Annotated in this window: 24 protein-coding genes; 15 read left to right on the top strand and 9 right to left on the bottom strand. The window is 33.6% G+C overall.

Annotated elements, in window-relative coordinates; all coding sequences use genetic code 11:
- Nucleotides 1-157 precede the first annotated feature (157 nt).
- Nucleotides 158-652 carry a hypothetical protein gene (locus ACP6PL_RS09990; protein WP_426545074.1) on the top strand — a complete coding sequence of 165 codons (495 nt, stop codon included), beginning with the start codon at nt 158-160 and terminating at the stop codon, nt 650-652.
- A gap of 797 nt (nt 653-1,449) precedes the next feature.
- Here ACP6PL_RS09990 and ACP6PL_RS09985 read toward each other — a convergent pair.
- A complete protein-coding gene (locus tag ACP6PL_RS09985; RefSeq protein ID WP_426545072.1) occupies nt 1,450-2,646 on the bottom strand; it encodes a glycoside hydrolase family 10-like protein in 1,197 nt (398 codons plus the stop codon).
- Nucleotides 2,647-3,028: 382 nt separating this feature from the next.
- On the opposite strand from ACP6PL_RS09985, the gene ACP6PL_RS09980 reads away from it, so the two are divergent.
- From ACP6PL_RS09980 to ACP6PL_RS09970, 3 genes are read left to right on the top strand one after another with little or no spacing between them, the layout of a single operon-like run.
- On the top strand, nt 3,029-4,156 hold the full coding sequence (locus ACP6PL_RS09980; RefSeq protein ID WP_426545070.1) for a DUF262 domain-containing protein: 1,128 nt from the start codon (nt 3,029-3,031) through the stop codon (nt 4,154-4,156).
- Complete coding sequence (locus tag ACP6PL_RS09975; RefSeq protein ID WP_426545068.1) at nt 4,149-5,258, top strand: DUF3696 domain-containing protein; 1,110 nt, start codon at nt 4,149-4,151, stop codon at nt 5,256-5,258. The genes ACP6PL_RS09980 and ACP6PL_RS09975 overlap by 8 nt, the downstream gene beginning before the upstream one ends.
- Before the next feature lie 2 nt (nt 5,259-5,260).
- Nucleotides 5,261-6,217 carry a hypothetical protein gene (locus tag ACP6PL_RS09970; RefSeq protein ID WP_426545066.1) on the top strand — a complete coding sequence of 319 codons (957 nt, stop codon included), beginning with the start codon at nt 5,261-5,263 and terminating at the stop codon, nt 6,215-6,217.
- Between the two features lie 561 nt (nt 6,218-6,778).
- On the opposite strand, the gene ACP6PL_RS09965 is transcribed toward ACP6PL_RS09970, so the two are convergent.
- The gene (locus tag ACP6PL_RS09965; RefSeq protein ID WP_426545064.1) at nt 6,779-7,903 is read right to left on the bottom strand and encodes a YihY/virulence factor BrkB family protein; all 1,125 of its coding nucleotides are present in this window, start codon (nt 7,901-7,903) and stop codon (nt 6,779-6,781) included.
- Nucleotides 7,904-9,422: 1,519 nt separating this feature from the next.
- Here ACP6PL_RS09965 and ACP6PL_RS09960 point away from each other — a divergent pair.
- The gene (locus tag ACP6PL_RS09960; protein ID WP_426545062.1) at nt 9,423-10,046 is read left to right on the top strand and encodes a hypothetical protein; all 624 of its coding nucleotides are present in this window, start codon (nt 9,423-9,425) and stop codon (nt 10,044-10,046) included.
- Nucleotides 10,047-10,138: 92 nt separating this feature from the next.
- On the opposite strand, the gene thrC is transcribed toward ACP6PL_RS09960, so the two are convergent.
- Nucleotides 10,139-11,230: a threonine synthase gene (gene thrC / locus ACP6PL_RS09955; RefSeq protein ID WP_426545060.1), complete on the bottom strand. Its 1,092-nt coding sequence runs from the start codon at nt 11,228-11,230 to the stop codon at nt 10,139-10,141.
- Between the two features lie 583 nt (nt 11,231-11,813).
- On the opposite strand from thrC, the gene ACP6PL_RS09950 reads away from it, so the two are divergent.
- The 8 genes from ACP6PL_RS09950 to ACP6PL_RS09915 all read left to right on the top strand — a co-directional run bounded on the left by ACP6PL_RS09950 (nt 11,814) and on the right by ACP6PL_RS09915 (nt 16,604).
- Entirely contained in the window at nt 11,814-11,951 is a 138-nt protein-coding gene (locus tag ACP6PL_RS09950; RefSeq protein ID WP_426545059.1) for a hypothetical protein, read from the top strand.
- Nucleotides 11,952-12,221: 270 nt separating this feature from the next.
- A complete protein-coding gene (locus ACP6PL_RS09945) occupies nt 12,222-12,473 on the top strand; it encodes a hypothetical protein (RefSeq protein ID WP_426545057.1) in 252 nt (83 codons plus the stop codon).
- Nucleotides 12,474-12,786: 313 nt separating this feature from the next.
- Entirely contained in the window at nt 12,787-13,839 is a 1,053-nt protein-coding gene (locus tag ACP6PL_RS09940; protein WP_426545055.1) for a fatty acid desaturase, read from the top strand.
- 370 nt (nt 13,840-14,209) lie between these two features.
- Nucleotides 14,210-14,725 carry a hypothetical protein gene (locus ACP6PL_RS09935; RefSeq protein WP_426545053.1) on the top strand — a complete coding sequence of 172 codons (516 nt, stop codon included), beginning with the start codon at nt 14,210-14,212 and terminating at the stop codon, nt 14,723-14,725.
- A 24-nt stretch (nt 14,726-14,749) separates the two neighbouring features.
- The gene (locus ACP6PL_RS09930; RefSeq protein WP_426545051.1) at nt 14,750-14,869 is read left to right on the top strand and encodes a ParA family protein; all 120 of its coding nucleotides are present in this window, start codon (nt 14,750-14,752) and stop codon (nt 14,867-14,869) included.
- Nucleotides 14,870-14,886: 17 nt separating this feature from the next.
- Nucleotides 14,887-15,672 carry a ParA family protein gene (locus tag ACP6PL_RS09925; RefSeq protein WP_426545049.1) on the top strand — a complete coding sequence of 262 codons (786 nt, stop codon included), beginning with the start codon at nt 14,887-14,889 and terminating at the stop codon, nt 15,670-15,672.
- Entirely contained in the window at nt 15,672-16,010 is a 339-nt protein-coding gene (locus tag ACP6PL_RS09920) for a hypothetical protein (RefSeq protein ID WP_426545047.1), read from the top strand. Before ACP6PL_RS09925 ends, ACP6PL_RS09920 begins: the two co-directional genes overlap by 1 nt.
- 60 nt (nt 16,011-16,070) lie before the next feature.
- Nucleotides 16,071-16,604: a hypothetical protein gene (locus tag ACP6PL_RS09915; protein WP_426545045.1), complete on the top strand. Its 534-nt coding sequence runs from the start codon at nt 16,071-16,073 to the stop codon at nt 16,602-16,604.
- A gap of 386 nt (nt 16,605-16,990) precedes the next feature.
- On the opposite strand, the gene ACP6PL_RS09910 is transcribed toward ACP6PL_RS09915, so the two are convergent.
- The 3 genes from ACP6PL_RS09910 to ACP6PL_RS09900 form a co-directional block, all read right to left on the bottom strand.
- Nucleotides 16,991-17,896, bottom strand: a complete 906-nt coding sequence (locus tag ACP6PL_RS09910) for a PD-(D/E)XK nuclease family protein (protein ID WP_426545043.1) — start codon at nt 17,894-17,896, stop codon at nt 16,991-16,993.
- 295 nt (nt 17,897-18,191) lie between these two features.
- Complete coding sequence (locus tag ACP6PL_RS09905) at nt 18,192-20,186, bottom strand: P-loop NTPase family protein (protein ID WP_426545041.1); 1,995 nt, start codon at nt 20,184-20,186, stop codon at nt 18,192-18,194.
- 146 nt (nt 20,187-20,332) lie between these two features.
- On the bottom strand, nt 20,333-21,193 hold the full coding sequence (locus ACP6PL_RS09900; RefSeq protein ID WP_426545039.1) for a hypothetical protein: 861 nt from the start codon (nt 21,191-21,193) through the stop codon (nt 20,333-20,335).
- A 1,359-nt stretch (nt 21,194-22,552) separates the two neighbouring features.
- Between ACP6PL_RS09900 and ACP6PL_RS09895 the strand changes: the two genes are divergently transcribed.
- Both ACP6PL_RS09895 and ACP6PL_RS09890 read left to right on the top strand, forming a co-directional pair.
- Nucleotides 22,553-22,684 carry a hypothetical protein gene (locus tag ACP6PL_RS09895; RefSeq protein ID WP_426545037.1) on the top strand — a complete coding sequence of 44 codons (132 nt, stop codon included), beginning with the start codon at nt 22,553-22,555 and terminating at the stop codon, nt 22,682-22,684.
- Nucleotides 22,685-22,853: 169 nt separating this feature from the next.
- The gene (locus tag ACP6PL_RS09890) at nt 22,854-23,654 is read left to right on the top strand and encodes a Rho termination factor N-terminal domain-containing protein (protein ID WP_426545035.1); all 801 of its coding nucleotides are present in this window, start codon (nt 22,854-22,856) and stop codon (nt 23,652-23,654) included.
- Nucleotides 23,655-24,098: 444 nt separating this feature from the next.
- Here ACP6PL_RS09890 and ACP6PL_RS09885 read toward each other — a convergent pair whose 3' ends face one another.
- From ACP6PL_RS09885 to ACP6PL_RS09875, 3 genes are all read right to left on the bottom strand, one after another.
- Nucleotides 24,099-25,088 (bottom strand): glycosyltransferase family 2 protein, encoded by a 990-nt coding sequence (locus tag ACP6PL_RS09885; protein WP_426545033.1) that lies wholly within the window; start codon nt 25,086-25,088, stop codon nt 24,099-24,101.
- Between the two features lie 90 nt (nt 25,089-25,178).
- A complete protein-coding gene (locus ACP6PL_RS09880; RefSeq protein ID WP_426545031.1) occupies nt 25,179-25,541 on the bottom strand; it encodes a hypothetical protein in 363 nt (120 codons plus the stop codon).
- Nucleotides 25,542-25,675: 134 nt separating this feature from the next.
- Entirely contained in the window at nt 25,676-26,116 is a 441-nt protein-coding gene (locus ACP6PL_RS09875) for a hypothetical protein (protein WP_426545029.1), read from the bottom strand.
- Nucleotides 26,117-26,214: the final 98 nt, after the last annotated feature.

The following is a 26,214-nucleotide window of genomic DNA, read 5'->3' as shown; positions in this document are numbered from 1 at the left end:
ATTGTTTAAAAAGCCTAATAATTTTACCATAAACTTACCTTTTAATCCATTAATATCTATAGTTATCAATAAATGCTTTTACTCCCGGAATTTTTTCTATGATTGCTGTAATATTCAATGTAATAGCATTAAATTAATTTTTAAATTCGAGGTATAAATGATACAAGTAAATTTGACTTCTTGGAGAGTATTCTCTATAGTATTATCAGTATTTGTTTCAATTATTAGTGGTATGAGCAGTTATATATTTACTAAATCTCAACTATCTCAAATTCCCTCAATAACAATGGAAGTTCAGGAAAGTCGTTATCTGATATCTTTAACAGGTAAAGTTATTCAAAAACCCTGGAGTAAAACTACTGAGTCTTGGATAGCAGGAGATAGTAATTATTATGTCTTAGATGTGGGAGATTTAGAAATAGAAAAACGTTCTGCTCAAGAAGGTGTAATTCTGCGTGCTTCAGAAGCGATAACTTTTGAAAATTTTCCCGAATATGTCGGAGAAACAGTGGAAATAAAGGGAGAATATGTTAATAGTAAACCATATCAACCGAAGAGTGCTTACGAGTCTTATCCAATGGGTATGGATGGTAGACCTTTACCTAGAGGTGCAGGATTTAAAGTCTATGAAATTCGGGTGTTAGATGAATAGATATTAGTTGTTTTATCACAATGAAAAATTGACTACTTCTAGTCTTTTCCCTCCCAAAGTCGCCAAAATTTCTAACTTTTACCTTCTACTATTTATCTGAAAGGAAAAAATTGACTACCTCTAGTCTTTTCCCTCCCCAAAGTCGCCAAAATTTCTAACTTTTACCTTCTACTATTTATCTGAAAGGAAAAAATTGACTACCTCTAGTCTTTTCCCTACCCCAAGTCGGCAAAATTTCTATCTTTTACCTTCTACTATTTATCTGAGAGGTAAAAATTTGTCTACTTGAGTTCTTTCTCTAGGAAAAAGCTAGAGAAAATTTTTACCTTTTCAACTCTACTATTTATTTGAAAGGAAAAAAATGACTACCTCTAGTCTTTCCCCTTCCCCAAGTCGGCAAAATTTCTATCTTTTACCTTCTACTATTTATCTGAGAGGAAAAATTTGCCACCTCTAGTTTTTCCCCTTCCTCAAGTTGGCAAAATTTCTAACTTTTACCTTCTACTATTTATCTGAGAGGTAAAAATTTATCTACTTGAGTTCTTTCTCTAGGAAAAAGCTAGAGAAAATTTCTACCTTTTACCTTCTATTATTTATCTGAAAGGAAAAATTTGCCACCTCTAGTTTTTCCCTTTCCTCAAGTCGGCAAAATTTCTACCTTTTCAACTCTAGTCTTTATCTGAGAGGTGAAAATTTGTCTGCTCGACTTCTTTCTTTAGGAAAAAGCTAGAGAAAATTTCTACCTTTTCAACTCTAGTCTTTATCTGAGAGCAAAAAAATTTGCTTCCTTCCTTTTTTTAACCAGATAAACCAGATATATGTGGTCTTGAAATCTTTCCCTGAAATATTTCCTCCAAAGTTTCATTTCTGATATTTTCTGATTCCTTTCCCCACTTCCATAAACTTTCATAGAAAAAGAATGATACTCCTGCAAAATTTCTCTGACGCACAGCTTCTACTTGTTGTTCAATTGTTGTTATCGGAGTTGAATTATTTTTCAAACCACTTAAAATGCCAATAGCAAAAGGAATATTATTTTTAGCTAATTTAACCTCTGTTCGTTCCAACTCATTAATAAAACGTTTAATATCTGGACGATAAACCTGTAAAACAATTTCATCAATCCATTTTTCTCTTTCCCAAGTGAACCAGTCTTGCAAATAAGCAGGTAAAGCAAAGTGCAAAGGATTAGGAGATACAGAAATAATACAGTTTGGTTTTCTTGCTTTTATTTCTTCAGAAACTCGTTCCATAAAATTATTAATTTTATCTGCTCGCCAACGTACCCAAAAAGTTTCTTGATAATCATCAGAAGGGGATAAACCAGGAAGTTCTTTTTCATATAATTTCACTGTAAAATCGTCATAACCAAATTCGGCAGGTAAACCAAAATGGTCGTCCAATTGAATTCCATCTATATCATATTTAGTGATAATTTCTAGAATTAAATCTAAGAGAAATTGTTGCACTTCTGGATGAAAAGGATTAAGCCAAACTCGCGGATATTCACCTTCCATTTTTATAGTAGTTCCATCCCGACGTTTAGTTAACCAATTAGGATGTAATCTTACTAATTCTGAATCTGCTGGTGCCATGAAACCAAATTCAAACCAAGGAATAATTGTTAAACCTTTTTCATGTGCTTCAGTAATAATTTCTTGTAAAAAATCTCGCCCTTGTAAACCAGGTTTAGGATCTAAAGATTTGCCAAATGTTTGTTCAGCTACTTGACTAGGATAGAGAGTATAACCTCCTTGCCAAACAGTTGGATAGAGTGTGTTGAAGTTGAGATTTTCTAAACGATTAACTGCTGCTTTTGTAGCTGATCCAGAAAATAAAACCTCGCTGTCAATATTGGTTATCCAAACACCACGAATTTCTGTTTTTTGTGGGGTTTTGCTAAGTTGATTAGAGGCTAATACCAATGTAATTGTAGTGAAAATTGCAATTAGTGTTAAAGGGATGATTCGGGAAATTAATTTTGATTTAGACATTAAATTTTGATAGAGATGAAAATTATTTGTGATTAAGCGATCGCTCAGATTCAGGTATTGATAATCAATCTAAATATAAAGAGTATTTAGATTCAATGCTTGACATTATATTCTCAAATTTTTTGAGAATAATAGAGATAAATATTAGGAGGATAGTTTGAGCAATTGATTTTGATTTATACATTATCTTTTTATCGGAATTAATTTTTTTAGATTGAGCGATCGCTAATATATAAATTAAGGTAAATAGAAATAGGAAAAATCAAGGTTTACTATTTGATAATATACTTCTTTATAGCAGTTGTCAATTTTAAATAGATGCTTATGAATCTAGTCTAATCTCAGATGGTATAATCAAAATCAAAAAATGGAGGTAAAATCTATGAGCAGTAAAGAAAATTCTAGCAAATATCAAGAGCCAGAAAATGATGAGGAGGAAGCTTATGAAAAAGATAATTTAATTTACGATCCAGAGGAAATTAATATTATTACTAGGGAACTTACAATTGAACAGTTAGTGAGAAGAATAGATGAAAAATCTCTTGATTTAGCACCAGATTTTCACCGTCATTCTGATATCTGGAATGATGAGGTTAAAAGTCGATTGATTGAATCTATTATTATTAGGATTCCTTTACCAGCTTTTTATATAGATGGTACTGATGAAGATAACTGGACAGTAGTAGATGGATTACAAAGAATTTCAGCTTTAAAGCAGTTTATAATTAAAAGCGATAATAATTTACGGTTAACAGGTTTAGAATATCTAGGCAAAGAACTTGATGGTAAAACATATCAAGAATTACCTCGTAAATATCAACGTCGTATTCTAGAAACTCAGGTGACAGTCTATCTAATTGCACCAGGTACGCCACCTAAAGTTAAATACAATATTTTTAAACGTATTAATACAGGAATAATACCTTTAACTCATCAAGAAATGCGTCATGCTCTTCATCCTGGTAAAGCACTTAAATTATTAGCTGAACTTGCTAAATCTCCAGAATTTACTAATGTTATTCAGCTTGGTGAATCAAGAATCAAACGTATGGATGATCGGGAATTTGTACTAGGTGCTTTAGCAGTTATGCTAACATCTGATTCTTATAAAGATTATGGGAAGTATGGTAGAGAAGATTTTTTAGATAATGCTATGAAAAAAATTAATTATTTATGTGATTCGGAAATTGAAATACTTGAAAATAAATTCAAAAATGCTATGATTCTTTGTCAAGCAATATTTGGTGACCAAGCTTTCCGTAAACCTAAGAAACAAGGAAAACTTCCAGTTAATAAAGCTTTGTTTGAAACATGGTCATTTCATATTAGTCAGCTTAATTCTCAACAAACTCAAAAACTTAAAAATCAGACCCAAGAATTATTAGATAACTTTGCTAAATATGTAGATAAAGACAAAGAATTTGCCAAGTCTATCTCTCAAGCTCAATATAAGATAGAATATCGTTTTGAAACTATTGAAAAAATTATCAAGGAAGTTCTAAATGATTAGTTCAGTACATTTAAAAAACTTTAAACCTTTTGCCAATCAGCTTTTATCATTTAAACCATTAACTTTACTTTCTGGTCTGAATAGCACAGGCAAATCTTCTGTCTTACAAGCACTACTTTTAATGCGTCAATCTTATCAACAACGACTATTAGAAAATCAAGGTTTAGCACTGAACGGTGAATTAGTTTCTATCGGCACTGCTCAAGATGCACTATTTGAAGGGGCAAAAGAGGATTTTATTAGTTTTGAAATTCTCTGGGAAAATGGCAATCGAGGAATCTGGAATTTCTCCTATGATCGGGAAAAAGATGTTCTAAATCTTGCCTCACCACCTGTTACTTCTGATATTTATAAATCCAGTCTTTTTAATAAAAAATTTCACTATCTGCAAGCCGAACGTTTAGGTCCGCGCTTATTTTTAGAAATGTCAGATTTCCAAGTTCAACAACTAGAAAAATTAGGTACAAAAGGAGAATACGCAGCCCATTTTTTATTTGTCAATGAAAATCAAACTCTACCAAATCCTACCTTAAAACATCCACAAGAAGAATCTCTAATTTTAAGAGAGCAAGTTGAAGCTTGGATGGGAGAAATTAGTCCTGGTACACGCCTACAAATCAACCCTAAACAAGATATAGATTTAATCAGCTTTCAATATTATTATGGAGATAGTAATCCTTATCGTTCTACTAATGTTGGATTTGGAATTAGCTACACTTTACCAATTATTGTAGCCATTCTTTCATCCCCTCCAGACAGTTTAATTCTAATAGAAAATCCTGAAGCACATCTTCATCCGAAAGGCCAAGCAAAAATGGGAGAATTATTAGCTCTTGCTGCTAGTTGTGGGGTACAAATTGTAGTTGAAACTCATAGTGACCATGTTTTAAATAGAATTAGACTAACAGTTTATAGAGGAAAAGTTGACCCTGAAAAAATTCAATTACACTATTTTGACCGCCAAAAACAGGGAACAGAATTTATTACTAAAGTAATATCCCCAAGGATAGATCGGAACGGACGAATAGATAAATGGCCGCAAGGTTTTTTTGATGAGTGGGATAATAGTTTAGAAGCACTTTTGGAACCCAGGGAAGAATAAATATGGATTTAGAAATGGTGCTTAATGAACTTTCTCTAGAGACTCCTGTTGCTGATATTTCTACAGCGCGAAAATTAATGTCAGAGTTAATTCAAACTTTACGTCAAGTAAGGAAATTAGGAGTAAAAATACTTCGGACTAAGAGTGACCTTAACTATATAGAACTTACTCCTAATTATCCTATAGCAAGTTGGCGCAACGACAAAATAGTAGATTTAGAGGAGCGTAGATTTTTCCGTAGTCTAATTCTAAAAGCTCCTTTTTGTGAGGATGCTCTTGAAGAAATTAAAAAGAAATTTTACTGGTCTGAAGTTCGACATCAAGGAAAATTAGCAGAGGGTCTTTCTTTTGCTTTAATTAGTGCTTCTATTGCAATTAGTTTATTATCTGAATCTCAATGGGATAAAGATTTTCTGGAACTTCAGATAACAGAATTAGACGAAAATGAACAGTTAACTGACTACTCGGAAAAAATTGTTCATGCTAGTCGAATTACTCATGTCAAACAACATACCGAATGGATAAAAAACTGCATCAAAAATAAACTCTTTGATAGACAAGTTGGAGGAGAAGTACTATGGGAAAAGAGACAAGAATTTTTTCCGAATTTAATCTTCTGTGAACAAGTAGAGCAACAGTTACAAAACCTAAATACCGGCAACCCAATTTTGCAACAGGTAAAGAAACGATTATTGGAATTAGAAAAATACTGTCAAATTTGGCAAACAGGAGCTTTTAATCCAAATCTTTTACCCAGCAAAACAACCCCAGAAAGTGAGTCAAGAATTGAACAATTTAGACAACAACTAACTATTAAATGTCCTGATGGTAAAAAACGTCTTTTTAGTTGGCATCTACGGATGACTCCTGGTGCTTGGCGACTTTATTTTTCTGAAGAATTAGAACCAGGAAAAATAATCATTGGTTATATAGGTCTTAAGTTACTTAAGCTAAAATAGTGACAATATTTTTGATAGTCAAATTAATATAGATATGAGGCGAAATTCGTGAGTAAAAATTATAACTTTCTCATTCCGCAATTTTCTTACATTTGTGGCATTATCACTATTATTACTCTAACAATCTGGCTCCTAAGAGGGTGGAAAATTCTCTCATTTTTACCAGGAGGAGTGCTTTTATTTCTAATTTTTCTATCCATAACTACTGGTGTAATTAGTCTCTTACAAAGACCACGCTAACTCCAATTTTTTTACTTAAAAATTAAGGTTTAAAGTCTCTTCTTTCAAGGATAAAAAAAAGACAAAAATTTCCTCTGAAGCAATCCTCTTCTTTTTTAGCAGAGGTAATTGTTAATTATTGAACATATTTCCTAATACTTTTCTTCTCCTTCTATAACTTAATAAAGTTCATATAAGAAGGAAAATCATAAGATATAGAATAATTAGAGTAGATATTGAGATTACAGAACTACAAAAAAAATTCTTAAGTAACCTGTACATTCATGTACTTTCCTTGTTTCTTCTTCCTTCTTCCTTCTGCAAAAAATCCTGAACTGAACTTTATTGCTCCATAACTTCACTTTCTCTTGCCATTGCCTCCCCTACTGTGACATTTAATTGTGCCCCAATTAACACTACCAATGAACTAATATATAACCACAATAATAAAATAATAAAAGTACCAATAGCTCCATAAGTTCGGTTATAGTTGCCAAAATGTAAAACGTATAAACGAAATAAATTAGAAGCTCCTGCCCACATTAATGCTGCAATTATTGCACCAGGCATTATCGGCGTACCTTTCCTTCTACAACTCGGACCAAAACGATAAACAAAAGCAAAAGCTGTTGATACTATTCCTAAAGTAATCGGCCATCTTAATTTACTCCAAGTTTCTAATAATTGTGACTTCAAAACACAATTATCAACAGGTTCTTCAAATAAACAACTAGCAACTTGATCGGGAGGGCAGTTAGGTAGAGTTTCTAATAAACAACTTTGCCGAGCAATCATATCTACAATTAAGTCGCTAACTAAGACTAAGCCAGAAGCAATAATTAATAGTATTAGAGTCCCTATAGTTAGCCCTAAAGATACTAATTTTGCTTTCCAAAAAGGCCGTTTTTTCTCAAGCGGAACTTGATGAATTTGATCGAGAGCTGCCATAGCAGAACTAAGTACACTAGAGAAGATCCAAATCGAACCAATAAAACTGAAAGAAAATATTTCTTTGTTAGGAGAACGCTGAATTTCATCCACAGCCCAGCTAATTACAAACTGCACTTGATTTGGCAGTATATCTATTAGTAAACCTCCCATTTTTAAAAGGGTTAAACTTAAAGATTCAAAAAGTCCAATTGCAGCAATTATTGTTAATAGAGCAGGAAATAAAGCGAGCATAGCATTATATGCCATCTCTGCAGATAAACCTGGTAATCTTTGTTTTGCAGCACAACTAAATACCTTCTTAATAGTCTGAAAATTTAGATGAAAAATGAATTGAAAAAAGCGAATTATTCGTTTTAAGATGTGCTTGACGACCATTTTGAGTATCGTCAATAATACTCTATAAGCATTTTTAGCAATTGGAGTTAATAAATATAAAAAACGCTGCCTATTTTCGCGGTTTAAAACTTCCCGCAATGTTGCAGAATTAAAGTGACGTAGAAAATGAAAAAAGCTCATGGCTTTTAGCTAAAAAGTAATATCTATAATTATTCCAGCAAAATTATTTGGGATCTAGTTATAAAGTATAGAAGTATATTTTTACCCTATTCTCTACTCCCTTAAAATATTAAATTAATTTGGCATAGGTACTTAGTTCTTGGTAGTAAATAATCACTTGTAAATTAACTACAACGTAAGAATTCAGCTCTTAGCAGTCAGCTAGTCTCTTAGAGAGTAACTGGGTTATCAGCAAATAATTAATAATACTATTGATCAAGAGAAATAACTTATGTTAGTAAACAATCAAATTACGTCAATAAATAGTATTTAGAAATAGAGAATTCAAGTATAGCAAAGTTTTTGAGAATTGGTATAATTCCTTGTAAGGTCAAAGGAGCCTACTTTGGTAGTAACTTTTAATTCTCTCTCAATTTCTCAATTCCTTTTAGCTTCTCCTATCATCAATAGCTAATAGCTTTTAAAGTTTCCCTGCGCGACATGTTTACGGAGCATTCCGTCAGGAAAAAGCGCAGCTCCTCTTTAGGAGGCTGGCTATTTGCGCAGTATTCCGCAGGAAATGCTTACACTACAACTTAAAACTAACAATTCTGAATAAGCAATTTTCGGACTTTTTTGCAAGGTAAATTACTTCTTTAAGGCAAAATTACAAAGTAACAATCTAAAGTGATAACCTAGAGATAAGTCTAGGAGCTTGGAACTAAGCTCAAACTAATACCAAATCTGTTATTCAAAGGAGTTTTTTGGTAAACGCTGAAAATATTTTTGTAAAAGCTTTTTACTAAAATCAGAAAGCACTACAAACTCTAAACGGGATTTAGTATAAGATATTTATGGTTAAAAATTTTAAGTCTTAGCAATGAAGGTATAATCAATCTTTTTGCTGGTTAAATTTGGGATGTCTTAACCTGAAAAGTTTAACAAGTGTGGTTTGTATATCAAATATATAGACTTAGTTGAAGTAGGCCATGTTATACCTAGGAGACTCCAATTAACGAAGTCAGAAGTTATTTTTGTAACGAGGATTTTGAGCAACCCTCCAAAAACATTTCGCTTTAACAAGCGGGGTTTTATACTCAATTATTTTGATAATAAAAAATAATCCCATTCGACTGAAAGTAAGGCAGTAAGGGAGTAGGGGAGTAATTTTTTTTGCCCTTGTCTGCCTAAAATGCTAACTTTTTGAGGGTTTTAAACTGAAAACCTGGCACTTTTTTCGGCCTAAAAAGGCACTTACCTTTATCTGTAAATGTTTTAAGATTTAATCAGTAAGCCCTAATTAGTTATCGTATTGTCCTCGTAGTCAGGAGTCAGGATAAATATTGGATTTGAATTATTTAATTTTTAAATTCCTATTCAATAGAAGATCTGTAAGTTGAGGAAGTAATTTTATGATTACTGTATAACCAAATTTTATATCAGACACCAAATTAATTAATTTTTAGCTTAAAATTGCAAAGGCAATCTTGCAGGGAAATATAACCCGATTAAATGGACACTCTATCATCTAAAATATGATATGACTCAGGACATAACCCCATGGTTAAATGAAATCAAAGCCCTTCAACAAAAAATAGTCGAACTACACACAGAATTAAATTCAGCCCAAGATAGTTCCTCTCACTGGCGCCAACTCTATAATACTGAAGCTCAACAACGAAGAAATGAAACTCAGCAGAGTCAAGAAACTATTGATAACTTAAAGACAAAAATTCATAAATTACAAGGTTTCTCCTTAGTTGAGGGGGATAGGAATGAAACTGTAACAAATATTGAACAACAAATCGAAAATTTACAGACTTTGGATGAATTTAAGGCCAAAATTCTTGAGGTAATCCAAGAACGTGATCGCGCTGTTGGAGAAGTCCAAAAGTTAACTAAAGCCCTCAAAGAAGAGGAAACTAATCATAAAGATACTCGTAAGAGTTTAACAGATGCTTTGGCAGATGCAGTTGATCTTCTGGCCAAAGCAAAAGTAACCAAACAAGAAAAATTAGATACTATTCCTGGTAGTCAGCTCAAAACAGAAATTAATAATCAAAATCAAAATCAAATCCGACTACAGGATAGCAAATCTTCTAATACTCCCCAGTTACCACACAACGAAAAACCATTGCCTCGCTTGCCCAGTAGTAGAGATTAGGGAGAAAACCTGAAAGTGAAAATAGTGAAAATAAAGTCAAAAATATTTTTCTTCTCACTTCTTTCCTTGTTGCTTATTTCTTATTCTTTCCTTTAAAATCCCATAACTTCAGCAACTGCCTTTATACTTGGTTCTATACCTTGCTTAAACTGATTGTTGCTATGTTTAATTGCTACATCAGGGTCTTTGAGACCATGGCCAGTAAGTACACAAACTATCTTTGCTCCTATGGGAACTTGGTCTTTAACTTTTAGTAAACCAGCAACAGAAGCAGCACTAGCAGGTTCACAAAAAATTCCTTCATTAGAAGCCAACAAACGATAAGCTTCTAATATTTCCTCATCAGTAACAGGAGTAAAACTTCCCTGACTAGCTTGTTGAGCAGCTACAGCTTTTTCCCAACTAGCAGGGTTACCAATTCTAATGGCACTAGCCACTGTTTCTGGGTGGGCTATAGGATGACCTGCAACAATAGGTGCTGCTCCTGCTGCCTGAAAGCCCATCATTTTTGGCAGACTATCACATTTTCCGGTTTTATGGTATTGACAAAAACCCATCCAATATGCTGTGATATTTCCGGCATTTCCCACAGGAATACACAACCAATCTGGGGCCTCCCCTAAAGTATCCACAACCTCAAAAGCTCCCGTTTTTTGACCTTCAAGGCGATAGGGATTAACTGAGTTTACTAAAGTCACGGGATATTTATTGGCCACATCTCGAACAATTTCTAGGGCTTGGTCAAAATTGCCTTTAATTGCCAAAACTTCAGCCCCATACAACAAAGCTTGGGCTAATTTTCCTAGAGCAACATAACCATCAGGGATTAATACAAAAGCCCGCATCCCACCTCGTTTAGCGTAAGCTGCAGCGGCAGCTGAAGTATTTCCGGTACTGGCACAGATTACTGCTTTAGCCCCTGCTTCTTTGGCCTTAGATATGGCTAAAGTCATGCCCCGATCTTTGAAACTACCCGTGGGGTTGAGGCCATCATATTTGACAAATACTTCCACCTTTCTGCCTACCTGATGGGCGATCGCTGGCACAGGAATTAGAGGAGTATTACCTTCTTGCAGTGTCACAACAGGAGTTTCTTCTGTCACAGGTAGATAGGATCTATACGCCTCGATCAAACCAGGCCAGCCTTGTAATTTTGACTGATAAGGGGGCAATGTTAAGGTCATCTTTAAGTTTTGAAGTTTTGAATTGTTTAATTTAACTACTCTCGGGACTCAAGTCACGGGGATTCTAAGCTGACACTTCGCAACGGGATAAATCAGTCTTAGGACTTTTTTTCTTGGCTGACCAGATATATATTCTCTGGGAACGAGTCAAAGTACCCCAAGACACTCAAACCTATTAACAATAGTTATAGGAATTGTGTTGACTCTATAAATATAGATTTGATGACGATTTATTGCTCTTTCAGGATTTTCAACATATTTCACCACTTGGGTATACTCTCAAAGCTACTATTATTTATTTGCATTGATTAGGCAATGATCAAAACGACTGAGTTACTTGACGCGAGTTTCACCCTTACTAGCTTGGTTTACCGTATATGTTGATATTCTTAATCGTAGCAATTTCATTTTTTAGACATCTTTTATCATACCACAGAAAAGTAATTACTTTAATTATTGATTAAAATCTGGCGCTGGTTTTCAGCTCCGGTTTAAAACACTTTGCTCTCCAGCTTGTTTTCTGTAAACTTTAAGTTTTCCTTAGCTCCAGCCTGAGTTATAGTTAACTCTTTATAAAACAAATATGTGGTGCCAATTTAACTTTCCGCCTTCTAACTTCAGCTATATTCGTGGGTTAGGATGGACAATTTCTACTATAGATAGTATGAGCAGCTTTCGTTCTTTGGATTTTTTTGTCAGGGATCGGCAAAAACCACCCTAGACAAGAATTTAACTTTGACTTAATCAAGAGTTTCTCAATAACTTTTTGGTCAATGCCTGGCAAAGATGAAAACTTAATCAAATTTATAGCTAGAAAGTATAATAACACCTTATTTACTTAATCTGATAAGTGTTTAGTATTGGCAAAATTACCCCAAGCCATAATTTTGACTGTTAAATTTTTATTCAGTAAGGTTAAATAGCTTAATTTGTTGTAATCTATTAACTTGTTGTAATCTATCTTAAAGAAAAACTATTTAAGTGAGTATAAATGGCTAGTAATTTACTGATTTCTGACAGCACATCTAGTTTGTCCAAAGCTTCTAGTTCTTTAAATGTTGGTCCAAGGGTAAATGGTTCAGGAAAATCAACTAATCAAACCCGTACTTTAGAACAGATGAAGTCCTTGTATCAAACAGATCAACAAGTTAAATTGCTTCATCTTGAGGCAGAAATAGAAACTCTTTTATTAGAATTACGAACTATCAAAGAACGAAACTTAATATCACAGGTTGAAAAATAAGTCAATCAATAAAAATTTTGAACATGACTATAGCTACACTTGACCAACAAGAAAGAAGTAGCAAAAGCAACAAAATTCATTAATTTAACTAGATAGTGACAAGATTATGATATAAAAAGAAAGGTTTTGCTACATACAGCATTGTTTTGAACACAATTCACTAACATTTACTGAATGCTATTAGTTCCGAGCATTAGCTGTAAAAATTTTTCAGTGGTCAAAACCGCCAGCAAAATTTTCAGGCTGGCGTTTTTTTTCGTAATTATAAATCTAGTGCATAACCATCAAAAAAAACGGGGAATTTAAACAATTTATGACTGTATCAATTACAGAATCTGCTCATGGAAATTCTAATTTTACAAACGAGCAACTACAGCTAAAAGATATTGTGAAAACTCTACCTCGCGAAGTTTTCATTAAAGATAAATGGAAAACATGGACAATGGTAGCAACCAATATTTTTATGGTTGTTTTAGGTTACTGGGGGCTAACAATTACACCTTGGTTTCTGTTGCCACTATTGTGGGTTTTTACTGGCACTGCATTAACAGGGTTTTTTGTTATTGGCCATGACTGCGGTCATCGCTCCTTTGCTAACCGTCGCTGGGTCAACGATCTAGTTGGTCACTTAGCGTTTTTGCCCTTAATTTATCCCTTTCATGGTTGGCGAATAGGCCATAATCACCACCACAAACATACCAATAAGATGGGGGAAGACAATGCTTGGCAACCTTGGTATCCAGAAGATTATGAGGTTGCTGGTAGTTTTATGCAGTCAGTTTATAGGGTTATGCGTGGCAGACTTTGGTGGTTAGCTTCTCTTCCCCACTGGGCACTTGTGCATTTTGACTGGAGAAAATTTGAGGGTAAGGATAGGGAAGATGTGAAGTTTTCTGCATTGGTAGTTTTTGGGTTTAGCGCGATCGCCTTTCCTTTGTTAATAGCTAAAGTTGGTTTGTGGGGTTTAGTCAAGTTTTGGTTAATGCCCTGGTTAGTTTACCACTTTTGGATGAGTACATTTACGATTGTTCACCACACAGTACCAGAAATTCCTTTTACTCCGGTGGAAGAGTGGAATGAAGCAGAGGCTCAATTATTTGGTACAGTACATTGTGATTATCCCCGTTGGGTAGAGTTTCTTTGCCATGATATTAATGTGCATATTCCCCATCATGTTTCTACTGGAATTCCTTCATATAATTTGAGGCAAGCACATCAATTTTTGAAGGATCAATGGGGAGATAAACTTTATCAAACCAAGTTTTCTTGGTCTTTAATGAAAGAGATAACAGATCACTGTCATTTGTATGATAAGAAAAAGTTTTATCTAACTTTTAAAGAGTATTATGCTCAAAAAGCTTCCTAGTAATTTAAGTTAGGAAAGCATTCAGCTATCAGCTTATCAAGGTTTTTAATAGGGATTGAAACCCTATTAACACATACCACTAATTTTTAATTTATCAATTTTTATATAATCCGGCATTTTGACCGGATTTTTTTTATAGGGTATCTTGATACTGAATGGGAGGAAGATGGTCTCAGTTAGAAAAATAACCTCAAGCAAAATAAAATTAATTGATAATACCACTTTCATAAATTGGTATAAAACTGTAAAAATACTGAAAAAGAAAGTAATACAACTAAACCAATTTGTCAAGATTGACATTAATAAATCTATTTGCATAGCATCGGGTTAGTTAATCAAGGAAAAAATTAAAAATTAAGGAATAATTACCTTGAATTTTAATCCAGATTTATGTCGCAACGAAAGCGAGGTAGAAAGCAAACTAATTGTTAGTTATTTACTGCCGAAATTAGGATACGGTATCGAACATTGGCATCAAGAAGTAACATTTGGCAGTATCCGTTTAGATTTTTTGTCATTTGCTACTCAGAAGTTACCTTTTAGTTTGGATGGAGATTCTCCACTAAGTTTAGTAATGGAGGCAAAACATCCAAAACAAAATTTAGACCGCCATCAACGAAAACTGAGGCGTTATTTAACAAGTATGAATATAAAATATGGCTTGTTAACTAATGCTAGAGAAATTAGGATTTATGAAAAAGTAGGAAATAATATTGAGTTGATTTTTAGTTGTTTAGGAATTGAAATTGATGACAAAATAGAAGAAATTAAAAAATTAGTCGGTCGAGACTATTTCCGTCAAAATCGGACTTATAATACAACAGAAACTCCGGTAGAAGAAGCAGGGGTAAGTGAGGCGAACTCCACTGATTATGAGAAAAATTAAATTGTTAGTAATGCTTCGGAAAATATGGAAAATCAAGTAAAGATTGAAACCGGTTCTAATCAAATTAATCAAAGTAGGATAAATTCTATGAAAGTAATTGCTGTTTATCACAATAAAGGTGGAGTTGGAAAACGACAACAGTAGTTAATTTAGCTGCTGCCTTGAGTAAAAAAGGTTATCGAGTTTTGGTTATTGATTTAGATAGTCAAGCAAATACAACTTTTGCTACAGGTCTAATTAAATTTAATGATGAGCAATTTGATGATATAAAATATTCAAATATTTATCATGTTTTGAGATATGATGAGTCTTCTAGTATAGCAGAAGTAGCTAGAGTTTCTAGGTTTAATGATCCTGAAATTCATGTGATTCCATCTCACATAAGTTTAATGCGAGCAGAAACTGAATTTAATAACCTTAGAAGTAGTTTAACTTCACTAATAAAGAAACTGAAACCAGTAGAAGGAAAAGATAATGTTGTTCTTCTCGATACACCACCATCTTTTAATTTGTATGTGTTTATTCCTCTAGTTAGTGCTAATTATTTAATTATTCCTTCAGACTTAAAACCATTTGCCAATCAAGGTTTATCAAATGTTAAAAATTATCTTCACGAAGAGATTAATAGTTTTAAGAAAATGATGAATAAACCAGACATAGAAATATTAGGTGTACTACCTTGTAAAATTAACCCTAATAATAGGTTTGTACAATATACATTACCAAAACAGATTCAAGAAGTTTCCCAACGTTACGAGATTAGTGTGATGGAAACAGTTATATTTCAAAGAGAAGAACTTGCTAGATGTATTGATAAAACTCGCGAAGTTGGAGACTTGCTAATACCTGAACCTAGCTCTATATTTGACTATGCACCAGATTCCTCTTCTTGCCAAGAGTTTGAGTCATTAGCAAACGAAGTATTAAATAAAATTGGACTACAATAATGTTATTATCTCCAGAATTTGTACTTGTAAAAGAAATTACTTCTAATGTGCCTCCTTCAGAATTTTTAGAGTTAGATTTAGAACAAGCTACTCAGTTAATTTTAAAAGCTGAAGGTACAATTAAACCTCTAATTGTGCGTACTATTGGTTGGGAATCTTATGAAGTAGTTGACGGACATTGTGAGTATTATGCAGTAGTTAGAGCAAAAGAAATAAATCCTCGTGATGGAGAAAGAATAGGAGCATTTATCATTGAAGGTGATAAGGCAGAAGTGTTAGAAGAACAGGTTGAAATGCTCAGAAATATTTCTCCTGTATCTGAAGAACATACAATTTAAAAATACGGTACAATAAATTTAAGTTATTTAGCTAAGTTGCTTGATAAAAAATTGCAACCAATGACAACAAAGTTAGACCAGATAAATACAGCATCTCCTACTTATTTTCAACCTCAAATCAATAATATCACAGAGGAAAAACTACAGAATATCGAAAGTAAAATTGACCAATTATTACCCAAAAAACTTCCAGAAATTGAGGAAATTCTGAATGAGGAATTAAAAGCTATACGTCAAAAAATTACGAACCTGTATAAGCAAGAAGCTTTATCTCTATTAGCACAAACTCAAACAACTTTAAGTAGACAAATAAAAGTTATTGATCGTGAATCTAATCAACTACAAAGAGTCAATTTGTTAACAGTAGAAACAGAAGATGAAATCAAACAAGCTTTCAAGCGAGTTTTTGACTCTATAGCAGGATCGACTAAAGCATGGGAAGCAATCAAATATTGGCGAAAACCAGGTAAAAAGCTAACATGGGAAAATTTAGAAAAGTCAGCAAAAGCAAAAAAAGGCGATCAAAATAACATACAAGGGTTCTCTGATGGTACTTACAAAAAGTTAAAAGATATCGGCGATATACCTGATTAATAAATAATACCAAATCCGCTTTTTTTGGAGTTTTATAAGAAAGCGGGTTTATGGGAGGTAAATATTAGTATGGTGGGACATTTAATACAAACCCGGTTTCTATATTTTTTGACACTGATACTACCAGATTTGATATAATCAGCTTTTATTTTAATATCTGGCGATCGCATCCCCACCCCCAAAAATACCAAATATCTGTAGGTTGGGTTGAGGTAATGAAACCCAACTTCTACCAAATAACTTGGGTTTCACTTAGTTCTACCCAACCTACTGTTTATCAAAATAATTGAGTCTAAAACCCCTCCTTTGAAAGCGCAATGTTTTTGGAGAATTCCTCAAAATATCCAAAACAACTTCTGATTTCTGATTTCTAACTTCTGACTTCTCTACCCACCCCCATCAAAAAAACTCTGACACTTTTCCCTCTGAGGACAAATATCACACAAATACTCATGCTCCGTCCGTGGAGGTGGGTCAGGTTGAAACTCCTCCCATCTCAACCACTCCCGCATCTCCTCTAACTTACCCGGAACTAAACCCTCCACCACATTCTCCAACTTTTCCCATGAGTAATGATACTCTCCCAATTCAGGCAAAACCCAATAAACAATAGTATCAACAGGCACTTTTTTCTTTTGCCTCAGTAAAAAACTATAGAGAGCAAGCTCTATTAACTGAGATGATACTTCTACAGTTTCATAAGTTTGATAATGAATTGCACACAAGCGACGAGACTCAAAATCAAAAATTAAATTATTAACTTTTCCCGTTAACTTTTGAGTCTTACCATCTACTATTTTAAAAGTATAATCTACAGGTATTTCTCTCGTAATTAATGTGCGACGAACTACTACACTTTCATGGCAGTAACGCCGATTTTTAACAATGATTTCAGATATCTTAAAAATCAGTTTAGTTAATACCTGCCAAACTTGATACAATGCCGTTGCTAAAGTAGTATCTTTTGTAATTATTATTTGTAAATAAGGAAAGAAAATTAACTCATAAAATAATTGTTGTATTTGATTAGCTATCGCCTCTACTACCAACCCCTCAAATTGCCCTGCAAACAAAACTTGAATTCTAGATTCTTGCCGAATCATATTCATTAACTGATTAGCTAAGTCAATAAAAGCATTATCAATTGCCTGGATATAATTCTTTGGTAAAAACAAATTATCGCCTCCAAAACGGTGTTTCAAATAAAACAAACGGGGGCAATTAAAAGCAAATTTAACATCATTAATACTAAATGACGGAGATTGTAATTGAGGTTTATTACTTATTGGCATTGACAGACTATTTAGATTTTCCTGTTTTGTTTCAAGCAATTAACCTAAGTATAAATTATTATGAATTATCAGTTTAATTTACTTTAGATTAATTAGAATTAATCATTATAATCATCAATTATACATTCTTTTCTTAAAGAAGCGGTCAGAATTCAGTAGGATCATTCTTTTTAACGTTCAGAGGAAAATTTAAACCTCTGGCAAATCATCTAGTACAATAGTTCCAGAGATTTAAAAAAGCTGATAGCTGTTTGCGCAGAATTCTGGAACGGAAATGCTAAAAGCTGATAGCCAGTTAACCAGGAACAAAACAAACTAATTGTTCATCTAATTTTGATGTAGGATCGAGAATTTTTATTTTCTGTCCTCCCTCAAGGTCTGCAATTATTATATCAATTTTTGAATGCTCTATTTTGACAAATTGATTTAGTGTATTTTCAATGATACTGTTCCGTTCCATAAAACTTTTTTTTCTAATTAAATTTAACACAAAATCCTTGATTTCATCTAAATCTGGCTCATTTTGCTGTTCTTGAGTATCTGTGGGAAAAACTACATACAAATCTTGTAATAAGCTACAGTTATTTAAAATTTGTGCATTACACATTATCTCTTCTAACTTTTTAAGACTAATAATCTCACCTTCAATCACTAATTCATTAGCGAGGGCAGCATTCACCAAACTATGATATGTAGCCAAAAAATACACAGATTCTAAATTAGGTTGAATATGAATATTTTTCGACTTACCTTGGAAAATTTTTCTATATATTCTATTGCTAAGATTTCTAGCATTTCCCACATCAGCAGCTCTCACTAAATATAAACTTTTACACAATTTTTGATCTACAAGTTTCTGACAAGCATTCATAGTATTGTAAAAACTATTCATATTTGGATCTTCTGTCCAAACCACACCAATAATTTGCTCTTGATTTTGTTCTTGATAGCTCAAAGAATGGCTGGCATACTTCCCACTTAATAATTTAGTTTTTACATCCTGAAATTGTAAAGCATTCAATACTTCTTGTAACATCCAAATCAATTCTGGTGCTGCCAAATCAGTAATTTTGCTAATTTTTTTCTGATTCTTCTTGTATTTATCTTGCCAAATCAACTTAAAAGTTGCCAATTGTGTTTCTGGTGTTAAATCTTGACTATTCTGTGTCTGATTCAAGTATTTTATTTTATACTGCTCATATTCCTTACGCCCCAACTCTAATATATTCCGGGGTAGAGTTCTTCCCCTAGGAAATTTCTGTTCTAATATTTCTTTTGACAAAGGAAAGATAGCTGATTTAGGTTTTGGTTTTGCCTGGGAATGTAAAGGACTTAAACGAGCAGCTAATATAGCTTCACCCTGTGCTAAATTAATTGGTTTTAAATGAAAATATCCAGCATTTACTCTAGCTTTATCTGCTGGTTGAATCAATGCAGCATTTTGTTTCCAGGTACTTGTAATAATACTAATAATTATCAGAAAATTTTGTGGATAGTGAGTATGAATACTAGAATTAACATTAAATAATGCTTGTAAATCTAAGGTTCCATTTAATAAGCGAGGAATATTGTCAAGATTATCAAAACATAAAACAATAGGTTGAGATGCAGCGGAAATAACCCCCAAGTTAGTAATAATTTTTTGGGCCGAATCTTCAGAATCTATACTACTTTTAATCCCCAAAGATTTTAAATCACCTTCATCCAAATCATCCCCCCGTAACCACTCACAGGCAACAGCGCTATATTTGGGAGCTAGTAGATGATAAAGGGCACTGAAAAAATCATTAGGATTATAAATCCCAGAAGGGTAAATTGTCTTAAGATTTCTAATGAATACTCTTTTTTCACCAATAATTTTTTGGAGCAAACTACTATTTTGCAAAGACAATAGATCTTTAAGCCATAGTAACAACTGAGAATCTGTTTTACCCTCCGGAGTTTTCATCAGACAATCAACAGTTTGGCGCAAAATATGTCGCCAAATATAATCGCTATCAGGCCAAGGATCGACATAGACAAAAAAAGCTTTAGTATTGAATAATTTTTTAATTCTCCCTAAAAGGTAACTTTTACCAGAACCAGAGTCACCCGTAAGTATCAAAGTACGAGGATGATGTTCATGAGTAACCTGCTCCAGTACCGCTTCTATATCAGTGATAATATTTTGATGGATAGAATCAACATTCAGGCTAGGATTTTGTTGCTCTTGCCAAAAATTAATAGTATAAAGAGTTACGGGATCGAAAGGATTAAGTTCTCTTTGAATAATCTGATCTATAGATGCCATACTATAAATTATTAATTGTTAATATTTTTGAGAATGCTTAGAGAATTACGATAGCAGATATAGCGCTATGCGCAAGTTAGAAGTCAGAAGTAATCCCTGACTGATATAGGAAAATTAAACAAAGAGTTAAGGATTTTCCCTATTCCCTATTCCCTAATTATGAAAAACAAACGTCCGCCAATATCTTGAGGGATACCTGCTTCAATTTGTTCTGGTGTATAGGATCTTACCTCCTGTAGGGAACTTAATTCTATCTGGTCACTTCTTTCTAGACGGTAGAGTGCTCGATCTAATTCTGTTCTAGATAAAGGAGGTTGTAGTTTTTCTCGTAGATGAAAAATCGGTAAGTAGTTATCTGTACCTAGATTATGGTCTAAATCTCGAATCACAGCTAAAATCTCAAAGTCGGTGAGTTTGTTGTCCGACACCCTCGAAGATATCTTTTTTTCTTGCTTAGGGTAGTCAGGATAAATGTTTGTACGCATTAACTGGAGGTAATCACTTAACATTTTTAACGAAATTTCTTTTGCCGTACTTTGGGATGAATATTCTTGGCACAAAAATTGCTTTCCTGTTTCTGTTAGCCAAACTTCTTTGATTTTTTGAGCAACAACTTTAATCAAACCTTGGTCTAGCAAATCTGTAATCACGGCTTGTCTATAGGTAGCAGCTATACCAGTCTCCCCCGGAGCAATAGCACCCCTAGCAGTTGCCTTGAGCAATTTCAACTCTTCCTCAGTCAGTGAACTGGCAGCTTTTTTACTATCTAGGAGTAATTTTCCCTGGGGTGCTATATTAATTTTTGTAACTTCCCTTGTGAATTTTACTAACCCCCGATCGCAAAGCCGGTAACAGATTTCATCTCGTTCAGAAACATTCATCTCCGGCTCTGGCTGGATTTTACTAATAGATGCTTGATAGTTTTTGTAGCCCAGTAATTTCAAAAGAAACTTAAGATATTTAATATTCATGTGATCGTCTGTTTCCCACTTGCAAAAATCAGCCAATTAATATTATTATTAATCAAATAGGTAAACCTTGACTATTTTGTGTAAAAAAGTTAAAAAATAACTTCAGGCAATTTAATCGAGTTATACGATCGCGCGTCCTGACATGGCCAGAAAAAAAATCTGCCATCAATCCACTCAGATCAGAATTATTGAAACTGAGTGCTACTCCTAAAGCTTTCCTTGAGGCAATGCCTGATCTAGATTGTAGGAGTAGATTATTAGATCCTCTAAGATAATGCGGTAGGCTTGAGAGTTAATGCTTATGAAAGTCCTGCTGCCGACTAGAGGAACTGTTTGATTGGCAACCTATCCAGTAGAAGCAGGAAGTAAACATTGAAATGTCTTAACTGTGACGTTTTATGTCAGTTTTATGAAGCAGCAATAACTGCAACAGAAGCTAGAAAGTGTTTACCTAATTCATGGCAAACTGTCAATTACTACTAAGATTATAAGTTGGTAAGCCTATCATCATAAAAAAATCTGTAAGTAGGAAACTAGCGAGTTTTAACAGCTAGATAAAAATGATAGGGGCAGGTTTTAACCCTTAGTCAAATGTGTTATAATCAAGGTACAAAGGCAAATACACTGTTATCTCTGAAATATAGGTAAGAGCATCGTTATCTAATGGAACTTCAGTTAAATGGTTTAACCGAAAAGGTGACTTGGTGTAAAAATCACACTCTGTTTGTAGCCGTTAGACACCAGGTTTTACCTCAGAGCAAGTGAATCAAAAAAAATACTTACAAGTAGCCTCAATAGTCTTTTGACTTGAGAGAATAGTAGCAATTGACACTGTAAGCGCAAGCTAAGTAGTTTATACATATAATGCCAATGTGGCCGTTTTGCCTAAGGGCATACTTTGTAAATGAGCAATCTAGAAATCGTGGTGTTAATCTAATTTACAATTCCTAGTTGCTAATTCATGCAGTTATAACCCAGTCAATTCTTAAAGCTAAGAATAGTATGCTAAATTAGCCTTATAGAAATAAAATCTGGGTAAGAGAAAAATTTAGACTAAGGGATGGTAAAAACCAAAAAGTTCAAATGTAACGCTGGTGAGCGTACTGATGTGTAAGCTTCTAACCTAAGAATTAATCATAATTTTCCAGATTATGTGACCATAAATCTGTTAGGCAGCACTAGGCAGTTTACTAACTCTCACCACCTAATCCTATTTTGTCAAACTGGGATGAAATTTAGAATGTTTCCAATACTTGGAATAGCAAAAAATCTTGAATTTCTCCAAAGTGATAAAAGGGACTAACAAAGTAGCTGTAATTCGATTCCTGCTGCCTATTAAGAGTTCTGAACAATACCTTTATTTGATTTTAGGAACCAAGGTAAAGTTGTAAGTAAATGGTTTCATCAAACCTAAAAGAGCGACAAGAAGAGTTACCAGGACAACCGGTAAGTTTGGAGTTAATTCCTATATCCAAAATTACTGTGCCAGAGTCTCAGGAGAGATATATTCCTCCTGTAAAGACATAAAGCTCTATTTAAGAGTCTTGCAGATCAAGGTAATAACTTGATTCCACTACTTGTCAGATTAAAGGATAACTACGACTCTGAACAGCAGTAAGAAATTGTTCATGGTGCTGATTGGTATCAAGTTGCAAAAGAAATTGAAATCAAGGAACTGTGGGCCTGGATTTATGAGGTGAAGGATGAACAAGTAGAAATAGCTAGAGCAGAGATGGAAAAATTAACTCAACCACCGATGCCTGAGACACCAAGCTTCGATCATCTACTGCAACAACTTAGGGTATCATTTGATCAAAAGGTAGATTCTCTCACCCAAAAAATAGATCGTTCGATCGGTAAAAATGAGGAGGTTCTAAAAAAACAAGTAAAATCTTTGCCAGAAAAAAGCATTGATATCGATCAAATTGAGCAATTCAAAAATTTGATTACAAACCTAGAAAATTCAGTTAACAATAAGGTAGAAACATTGGTAAGAAAAATCGCAAATTCAACAGCTAACAAGACAACATCTAGTTTTTTATCAGGAGTAAATGTGGAATTACTATCAAAACAGCTTGACGATCTCGATAAACAAATAGAGAAAAAACTGGCAGGGATGGTCAAAACAATGCAAGATATTGAAGATGACCTCAAAACTCAAGTATCAGCCGCCCGACGTCAATTACAGGCTCTTTCCGAACTTGATTCTTCAGTTGAAGTAGAAGCTAAAACTGATACACAACCTAAGACAACGACGAAGAGTAAGCCAGCCTCTACAACTTCTAGATCTAAGGCAACTACTACAAAAACAACGGCTAAAAAGGGTAAAGCTTCAGTAGCTGCAGCAGAGCCAGAAGTTCCCATTGATGACTACGATACCAAATCACTCAGGCAACTAAAGAAAATTGCTCAAGAACGGAAATTGCGTGGTTATGCGCGGATGAAACGCCCTGAAATTCTCAAAGCTCTCCGGGAAGCTGATGCTGCCGCTAGTTAGGGTAAGCTTAATCCTGAGCATAAGTAGTTAATAGGGCAGGCTAAGACTATTTGCCTGAGTCACAAGGAACTCAAAAGTGACTCTAAGAGCAAAACATTCGGTCTGAAGCCTCCCCATTCTAGGGGGAGTGTAGATTTAATTATATTATAGTTACGATACTTGTAGCTAGAGATTAAATCAACACTTTGATTGTGCCCCTAATATTGATAGTAATAGTTAATAAAAATTGGCCTGCGTTATTGTCAAGCCAATATCATTTCAGTTACCAATTCACACTAATTCCTACTTCAGTAGGAGGTTTGAAATAATTAATTTTCCTTTTTGATCCCCTTTACAAGGCAGACTTGAGATTTGATTTTCCTGTCAAGTAATCATTATTTTTGACGGCGATTTATATTTATCGAGTAAAGTGGCGATCGCTCAAAAATTATACTTATCTTCAATTCAAGTAGCTGGGTTCCTAACTTTATCGGCATAATCTTGAGGACGAATTTTCCTAAAGCTTTGCAATGCTAATTGTCGTAAATTTAGGGGTAGATAAGATAGTATTAAGCCAAATCTAGTCTTTAATGAAGTTCCTAATATTTGGGTTGACTCTTGTAATAATTCCCTACCTTTTTTACTATCACCTTTTTCAATTAATCTAATCCCCAATATTTGTTTTGTATCTGCTAATTTAACTAAACGTAATTTTTCTAATTCTCCATCTTCAAACTGATAGGTATTCATACAAAAAATCTTAGCTGACAAAAAATGAATATCCTGTTTTAAGCTAGTTTGACGATTATGGAAACGATATTCCATCAGATATTCTGGAATAAAATATCCTACCTTACCTGCTACAGCCAATCTAACTAGTAAATCAAAATCTTCACATCCATCTGCTTCTGGACGCATATAATCAACCTCTTGTAAACAGGAGCGACGAAATAAAGTTGAACCAACCTGTAAGCTTTGATATTGAAATGTTTCTTTCACCAGGTTAGGAATAATTCCTTCCTTTAATTTATTTTTTCCCCACTTAGCTGCATTCTCTTCTGTTGCAGTTTCTTCTCGTTCACTTTTTTCATTAATAACCCAATGACTTGTACAAACAAAATCTACATTTGGCATCTCATCTAATACTGCCACAGTTTTTTCTAAAAATTCAGGAGTGAGGGCATCATCATCATCAAATTTGATGAAATAATCTCCTGTAGCAGCATCAAAACCAGAACGCATATTTTTACTGCGTCCGATATTTTGAGGATGTTGAATATATCGAATTCTAGAGTCATTCCATTTATTAACTACTTCAGCAGTATTATCTTTTGAACCATCATCTGTGATGATTAATTCAAAGTCATTGTAAGTCTGATTTAAAACACTATTTACTGCATAAGGCAGCAAGTTTGCTCGGTTATAGGTGGGAATACAAACACTAACTTTTGCCATATTTATAGGTTACTGAATTTATTCTGGAATTTTAATACATCATTAACTTAATTTTCAATTATAACTAATTTTTTAAAAGCTACTAGGTTATTACTTAATTAAAGATTCTGTGCCAGGAATATGACCAAATATTTTTTCTGAATACTCCAATACTTCCTGATTAAAAAACTCCTTGTACTGAGGATTATCAGATACTTTTTGCCATCTGTTTAAGACATCCATAGATGATGCTTTACCATTAAATTGTTTTCTTTCAAATGAACTACCTCCACCAAAACTCTTTACCTGATCGATACCTGCATCAGAAAATTCCATTTGCAGTTTATCGGCAATTTGTCGCCGATACTCAATGTCAGCAAACCATTGATTATAATTTATACAAATTTTTTTATGCTTGAAATAATTTGTTTCTCCTAAATACTCTTTTGCATAATCAATCCATAAATCAAGCATTGTTTTATTCTGAGAATTTACTGATAAAAAATATAGCACTTTAGCAGAAGTCTTGAATCTACTTGCCAGAAGGTTAAAAGGATCTCTAATAAGTTAGTATATCGTACCTAATAGCACTTTTTCCTAAGTATAAGTCATGCGTTACGCTCAAATTTATTACTTGCGATTTTGTCTAAGGGAAAATCTTCATAGCTGTAGATCAAACAATCTCTTTTAATAAAATTTATTTTAGCTGGTTTACGATTATGCTCTATTGCCCATTTATTATGTTCTGGAAAATTATCTTGGAGATTTTTATATTTGTAGCGGTAGGGGTTTTCATTAGCTGATACATTATTAAGAAATCCGACTTCACCAGTATGCTGACTTTTAACCCAGTTAATAATTGCATGGTTTCCAGTCCGCTTCATACCTGCTACTCTGATTTCCTTTTGATTAACTATTTCTAAAAGTTTGTCTTGCTGGGTAAGTATTCTGATAAAATCTTCTAAATTATGTGCTAAAAAACGCTTTCCTTTTTTGAAGGCTAAGTTTGGTTTTTTTAATGCTTTGACTATCAATGATTTTGCTACCATCAAATCCATTCCTAAAATTAAAATTAAGACTATGATATTGTCATCATATATAATAAATTGGCTATAACAGAAAGAAATATAGAATAACTTATCAACTT

Origin of the sequence: Dapis purpurea BLCC-M126 (assembly GCF_050015975.1) — a bacterium.
Classification (GTDB): domain Bacteria; phylum Cyanobacteriota; class Cyanobacteriia; order Cyanobacteriales; family Microcoleaceae; genus Trichodesmium.
This window is presented reverse-complemented; position numbering and strand designations above follow the sequence as displayed.